Annotated in this window: 7 protein-coding genes; all 7 read right to left on the reverse strand. The window is 54.5% G+C overall.

What is annotated here, in order from left to right:
• Positions 1-2 precede the first annotated feature (2 nt).
• Entirely contained in the window at positions 3-1,529 is a 1,527-nt protein-coding gene (gene cobA, locus VF260_03525; protein ID HEX7056256.1) for a uroporphyrinogen-III C-methyltransferase, read from the reverse strand.
• A 3-nt stretch (positions 1,530-1,532) separates the two neighbouring features.
• Complete coding sequence (gene hemC, locus VF260_03530; GenBank protein ID HEX7056257.1) at positions 1,533-2,483, reverse strand: hydroxymethylbilane synthase; 951 nt, start codon at positions 2,481-2,483, stop codon at positions 1,533-1,535.
• Positions 2,416-3,120, reverse strand: coding sequence for an NAD(P)-dependent oxidoreductase (locus VF260_03535; GenBank protein HEX7056258.1), 705 nt, complete (start codon positions 3,118-3,120; stop codon positions 2,416-2,418). The genes hemC and VF260_03535 overlap by 68 nt, the downstream gene beginning before the upstream one ends.
• A gap of 6 nt (positions 3,121-3,126) precedes the next feature.
• Positions 3,127-3,957, reverse strand: a complete 831-nt coding sequence (gene ccsA / locus VF260_03540; protein ID HEX7056259.1) for a cytochrome c biogenesis protein CcsA — start codon at positions 3,955-3,957, stop codon at positions 3,127-3,129.
• A gap of 25 nt (positions 3,958-3,982) precedes the next feature.
• The gene (hemA, locus tag VF260_03545) at positions 3,983-5,359 is read right to left on the reverse strand and encodes a glutamyl-tRNA reductase (GenBank protein HEX7056260.1); all 1,377 of its coding nucleotides are present in this window, start codon (positions 5,357-5,359) and stop codon (positions 3,983-3,985) included.
• A 108-nt stretch (positions 5,360-5,467) separates the two neighbouring features.
• Positions 5,468-6,004: an S-adenosylmethionine decarboxylase gene (locus VF260_03550; GenBank protein HEX7056261.1), complete on the reverse strand. Its 537-nt coding sequence runs from the start codon at positions 6,002-6,004 to the stop codon at positions 5,468-5,470.
• Positions 6,005-6,120: 116 nt separating this feature from the next.
• Positions 6,121-6,433, reverse strand: a 313-nt coding sequence (gene speD / locus VF260_03555) for an adenosylmethionine decarboxylase (GenBank protein ID HEX7056262.1), incomplete at its 5' end; no start/stop codon positions are given.

A 6,433-nucleotide genomic window follows, 5' to 3' on the forward strand; every position in this document is an offset into this window, starting at 1 on the left:
CTTCATAGAATGGCCTCGACAAGCGATTGGATCGTCGCATCCGCCGCCGTGTATGTAACGTTAAGCCCGCATTCGCTTGCGGTTTGCGCCGTTTTCGGCCCAATGCAGGCAATTTCCGCATGCCGCAACAGCGCGAGCGGATCATCGCCGCTTTGCTCGCGCAAAAGCCGCAATAAATTGCGCACGGTTGACGAGCTGGTGAACGTGACAACATGGATCTGCCCGCGCTTTAACCGGCTGATCGCTTCGCTCGCGTCCACTTCCGCGCGGACCGTCTCATATGCGTCTACTTCCGTCACTTTAAGACCGCTTTCGCGCAATTTTTCCGGCAGCCAGTTCCTGGCGATATCGGCACGCGGCAACAATACGCGCTGTCCGCGCCGCAAATGGGGGGAAAGGGCGGCAAACAAACCTTCGGCCACAAATTGCTCAGCCGAAAAATCGGGGAAAATCCCTTGCGCCGCAACAGCGTCATACGTTTTCGGGCCGACCACGGCGATTTTCGCGTTGCGCATTTGGCGTATATCGATCTGTTGCGCTTTTAGTTCCTGAAAGAAAAACTTAACCCCGTTTGCGCTTGTAAATATAAGCCAATCATACCGGGACAATCGCGTTAACGCGTCCCGCATTTTTTGCCGTTGCGCTTGCGCCTGCGGCGCGCGCGTCGCAATTACGGGCAGTTCCAACGGTTCGCCGCCCAGATGCGCGATCAGCCCGGCCAACTCTCCGGCTTGCTCGGCCTGGCGGGTAATCAGCACCCGTTTGCCGAACAGCGGTTTTTTTTCAAACCAGGCAAGTTTGTCCCGCAATGTCGCCACATCACCGATCACGGTTATCGCCGGCGGCTTGAATCCGCTTGCTTCGATCGCGTCGGCAATGGTCGCGAGCGTTCCGGACAAGGTGCGCTGCTCCGGCGTAGTTCCCCAACGGATGAGACAAACCGGCGTTTCCGGCGGCTTGCCGGCGGAAAGCAGCTTTGCGGCAATATGGCGAATGCGCGCGACGCCCATGACAAATACAAGCGTATCGACCCCGTGCGCCAAGTGTTCCCACCTGATGCGTTCATCCAGCTTATCCGGGGATTCATGTCCGGTGACGACGGCAAAGGAAGAGGCGAAGTCGCGGTGCGTCACGGGAATGCCCGCATATGCCGGAACGGCAATGGCGGACGTAACGCCCGGCACAATTTCGTATGCGATGCCGTTTTGCGCGAGCAATTCCGCTTCTTCGCCGCCCCTGCCGAAAACAAAAGGATCGCCGCCCTTCAAGCGTACGACGGTTTTTCCGCGCAGCGCGTATTCCACAAGCATCCGGCTGATCTCCTCCTGACGCATCGTATGCCTGTCGGCGCGCTTGCCGACAAAGACTTTCTCCGCGTCGTCCCGGCAGTGTTTCAACAGCCGCGGGCCAACCAACCGATCGTACACAACCACATCTGCCGCTTGCAACAGTTTAAGGCCGCGCACCGTGATCAATTGCGGATCGCCCGGTCCGGCGCCAACCAAATATACTTTCCCCGTGCGTGCCATCGCTTAACCCCTAACTTGCGCCAAAATGTCGTCTGCTCCCCGTTCGATCAACCGTTCCGCCAGGATTGTGCCCAATTGTATTGGATCGGCGCCAACCGCCGATTCCCGCAGCATGCGGCTGCCGTCCGGCGCGCCGACCATGCCGGTGAGCCGAATTGCCCCGGCATTTCCGGCAGAAGCCGGGTCATTTACGAACTCCGCAAACGCTCCGAGCGGAATTTGGCATCCCCCATCCAAACGGTTCAAAAACGCTCTTTCCGCCGCAACGGTCATCTGCGTCTTTTGATCGTTAACAAGCTTGAGCAACTCCAGCATTTCCCTGTCGTCGGCGCGGCACTCGATCGCCAGCGCCCCCTGGCCGACAGCGGGCAAACAAATGTCAACGGGCAATCGTTCCGTGATGCGGTCTTCCCAGCCCATCCGGATCAATCCCGCCGCAGCCAGCACCACCGCGTCCAGGCCCGCGGAGGCGAGTTTGCGCAAGCGCGAGTCGATATTGCCGCGAATGGATTGCAGCTGTAAATCCGGGCGGCTCGCTTTTAGCTGGCAGGAACGCCGCAGGCTGCTTGTGCCGACTTTCGCGCCTTGCGGCAGCTCGGCAAACGGTCTCCCGTCCCTGGTTATAACGCAATCGCGCGGGTCCGCCCGTGTCAGCACCGCACCGAGCACAAGCCCGTCCGGCAATTGCGCCGGCACATCTTTCATGCTGTGTATGGCGATATCAATCTCGCCTTCGTAAAGCGCTTGCTCCAATTCCTTGACGAACAGCCCCTTCCCGCCCACTTTGGATAACGTAACGTCCAGAATGCGATCGCCTTTGGTAACGATTTTCTTTGTTGCAAACCGAACATCAAGCCCGCGCTCGGCGCATGCTTTTTGCAAAAGTTCAATCGCTTGTCCCGTCTGCGTGACGGCAAGCGCGCTCTGCCGGGTTCCCACGTAAATCGTCTTCATGTCGCGCCTCCAATAATTCCCGCAAAATCGAATCCCGATTCGCCATAAAAGTGTCATTGCCGATTTGTTCCAGTATACCCCATTGCAGCGCGGATGCCAAAATACGGCGCCGCTTGTCCGCGCTAAAATTCGCTATTTGGACCTTGCTGCGCAACTCCTCAAGAAACTCGACATACGTCGCATATTCCGGGCCGAATTCATCCGCCAGGCGCCGAATCAATTGCCGTGCCAACAGTGGGCTGGCTCCCCCTGTCGCCACGCATATTTGCAGTTTGCCGCGGCGAAGGCACGCCATATTGCGCATATCGCCTTTTTCGGGCTGACTTACGTTGTTGGCAAAAACGCCCTGTTTTCGCGCATCCGCGCAAACTCGCGCATTCACATCATCCGAATCGGTGCAAGCGAATGCCAGACTCGCCCCGCGCAATACGTCTTCGCCGTATTCCCGCAGCAACACGCGCAAGTTGCCGGCCAAGCGCATGCGCTCGATCCCGGCCGTTACGACCGGACTGACGACAACGACTTCGGCAGCGGCGGCGAGCAAGGCGGCGATTTTTCTTTCCGCCACCTTGCCGCCCCCTACGACCACGCATTTTTTCTCCTGCAAATCAAGGAGGATCGGATAAAGCTCAGGCAACGGCGGTTACCTCCAAATCCATTGGTGAAACTGCGATACCCAGTTAAAGATCGCATAATTAGCCACGACAAACGCAAATGCCGCCAAATTCCAGCGAACCAACGTGCTGCCCGGCTTGCGGCGAGCAATGCGCTGAATCAGATAAAATCCGTACGCGGCGATAATGATAAGCGAATTTAGCACTTTCGGATCAAGCAACAAGCGGTTTTCGCCGGTCAGGACGATCCAGACAACGCCCAGCACCAACGACGAAACAAACAACGGAGTGCCGAACAGCACGCACAAGTAGGCGCCGGTTTCAATGCTCTTCAGATTCGGCAGCCTTTTGGCAGTCGCGTCCCATTTTTTGCGCTTTAACTTGCTGTTTAAAATCAAATACATGCCGCACAAAACCGCCGATACGGTGAACGCCGCATATCCGGCTATCGCCAGCGACACATGCACAAACAACAATTCATCCTGAATATCCCAACGCGCAAGGAGCGGCGACACATACTCGTCGCTGAAAAAATTCAGCGCCGAAACCGCAAAGCCGACCAGATTGATGAACAGCAAAAACAAATCCATCCGCATGAAAAAATTCAAGGCAAGCGACAACGTCACAATCAGCCACGAATAGAAAAAAAGCGAGTCAAACATGGAAAAGGCGGCCGGCGCTTGCAACGACGACGCCCGCATGAAAAAGAAGAGCGTTTGCAAAACCCAGACAAAAGCAAGCAACCCTGTGCCTGTTTGTTTTGCTCTCCGGCTTTTTCCCACAAAATCGGAGAAATAAAACAACAGGCTCAGGGCATACAAATACATGATCGCATCATACATCCAGCTTTTTGCTACCATCGCCATCCTCCCGCCGCAGGCGCGATCAGGAACGAACAATCGCCGGAGAAACAGGGGTCAACGCATCCTTGATCAGGCTGTCCGTTTCAGCGGGCTTGTCCTTCCCGGCAAGTGCCGCGTCTTCCTGAATCAGGCCTTCCAATGCAAACAATTGCGTAAACAACGCCATTGCTTCCTGGCTGCGCTTTTCCGCGGCCAGTTCTTTAATCCGCAAGATCGGCTCATGGATCATTTGGTTGATCATGCTTTTGCTCAGTTTGCGAATGACTTTGACCTCGTGCTCGGACAAGTCGGGAAGCTTGCGCAGCAAACTTTCCATCGTGTCATGATGGATGGCTTCCGCTTTTTCCTGCAAGGCGCGAATAAGCGGACTGACGCCCAGCGTTCTGTACCACCGGGCAAAGGCATCCATTTCCTGCGCAATCATCTGCTCAACCTTCACGGCTTCCCGTTTGCGAATGGCTATATTGGCATCCACGATGCCTTGCAAATCGTCAATATCGTACAGATAAACATTTTGCAATTGGGCGATGCCGGGATCAAGATCGCGCGGAACCGCAATGTCGATCATAAACAAAGGCTTCGCCGGACGGCGGGACATCACCCGTTCCACCTGCGCGCGCGTTAAGACAAGCCCATGCGCCCCCGTCGAACTGAGCACGATGTCAATATCCTTGTCAACGAGCGCCGCCTCGATTTCCTCCATCGCGCATGCCGCCCCGGAAAAACTTTTGGCCAACTGTTCCGCTTTGTTCAGCGTCCTGTTCGCCACCACCACCTGGTCAACGCCGCTTGCCAGCAAATGTTTAACGGTTAATTCGCTCATTTTGCCCGCGCCGATCACCATCACATTTTTTTTCCGGAAGCTGCCGAAAATGCGCTTGCCCAATTCAATCGCGGCATAGCTGACCGATACCGCGTTTTCGCCAAGTTCCGTTTCGGAATGGGCTCGTTTGGCCAGCGTCACGGCTTGTTTAAACAGGGTATTGAACAAGGTTCCGGTCGTTTTTTGCCGCTGCGCGATCAAAAACGCCTGTTTCACCTGCCCAAGTATTTGCGTTTCGCCGATTACCATGGAGTCAAGGCCGCAGGCGACCTGAAACAAATGCCGGATCGCCGCGTCGTCTTCGTAGGTTGTGAGCAAGCCGGAAAATTGGTGCAGCGGAATCCGAAACCATTCGGACATAAACGTCCGCACATAATGCCCGCAAATATACTTGCGGTCAACCACCGCATAAATTTCCGTCCGATTGCACGTGGACACAATGACACATTCCAAAATGCTTCTCGTCTGCCGCAGCCGCTTTAGCGCTTCGGGCAAATCCTCTTCGCTAATTGTAAACTTTTCGCGCAACGCAACGGGAGCTTTCCGATAATCCAGCCCGATAGCCAAAATGTGCATGTGCCTCACCTACATTTTATCATTTCCGCCAAGAACGTCATGTAGCATTATAACACAATCTGTACGGCGCTCGCAGGCCAAATTTGAACAAATTCCGACAATTGATACTTATTCTATTCTTGACGGGCGCAATGCTTCATACAACGCCGTGTCCAATAATTTCAGTTTTTCATTTTGCGAGGAATATATGCCCCCGCCGCTGGAAAACAGCGCGCCATACACTTCAAACATTTGCGAAAAAATGCCGGACGCGTTCTGCAAAGTTTCCGTTTCTTTTTTGTTGAGCGGGCGATCTCCGCCGATTTGCAGCCGCAATATATATTCCAACAGCTCGCCGATAGACTTCAATTCGGTCAAATGCTTTTCGCCAACCGCAAGCACCAGGCGTTCATGCGTATAATCCGCCGCATATGCCGCCTGCCTTAACACATCCAGTTGCCTGGTCGTCGCGATCGTTCCCGTCTCGCTCAAATAACCGTTCAGCACTTCCATCTGGAATAACGCCACCTGGTACAAAAGCCGCCGCGGATCCGCGTTCGCCTGATGATCGTCCCGCAAAAGCGCCGCCAATTGGTAAACCATGAATGCGGTCAAAATAAACGCGATGACGGCGGTCATACTGATCCGTTTTTTCCGATATGCCATAAGCATCTCCCCGCCTTGTCTTCTTACCAATTATTACTATGGGGAGAAAAAACAAAAAAGACTATGGAATCGGAAGAGACCATAGTCAGCCATCTATTGCCTGTTTGGCTTATCGCTTATTTCGCCAATTCCATTTGTTTGACAACGGGAGAATCCACCTGAATTTCGCCCAACCCGCGAATCAACTTTTTGGCGTACACTTTTTCAGGCTTTAGAACCGAAACCAGGCAGTCAACCGCCACCTGCGGATCAACTGTTTCGCCGCACGTATAGCAGTCGATCGCGGCAAATCCTTTCTCAGGATACGTGTGGATGGAGAGATGACTTTCCGAAAGCATTACCAAAACTGTCGCTCCTTGCGGCTCGAATTGTTTGGATTGCACCGACAAAACTGTCGCGCCGGATGCCTCGGCTGCTTCGACAAGTTGT

This window comes from Bacilli bacterium (genome assembly GCA_036381315.1).
GTDB lineage: Bacteria > Bacillota > Bacilli > Paenibacillales > KCTC-25726 > DASVDB01.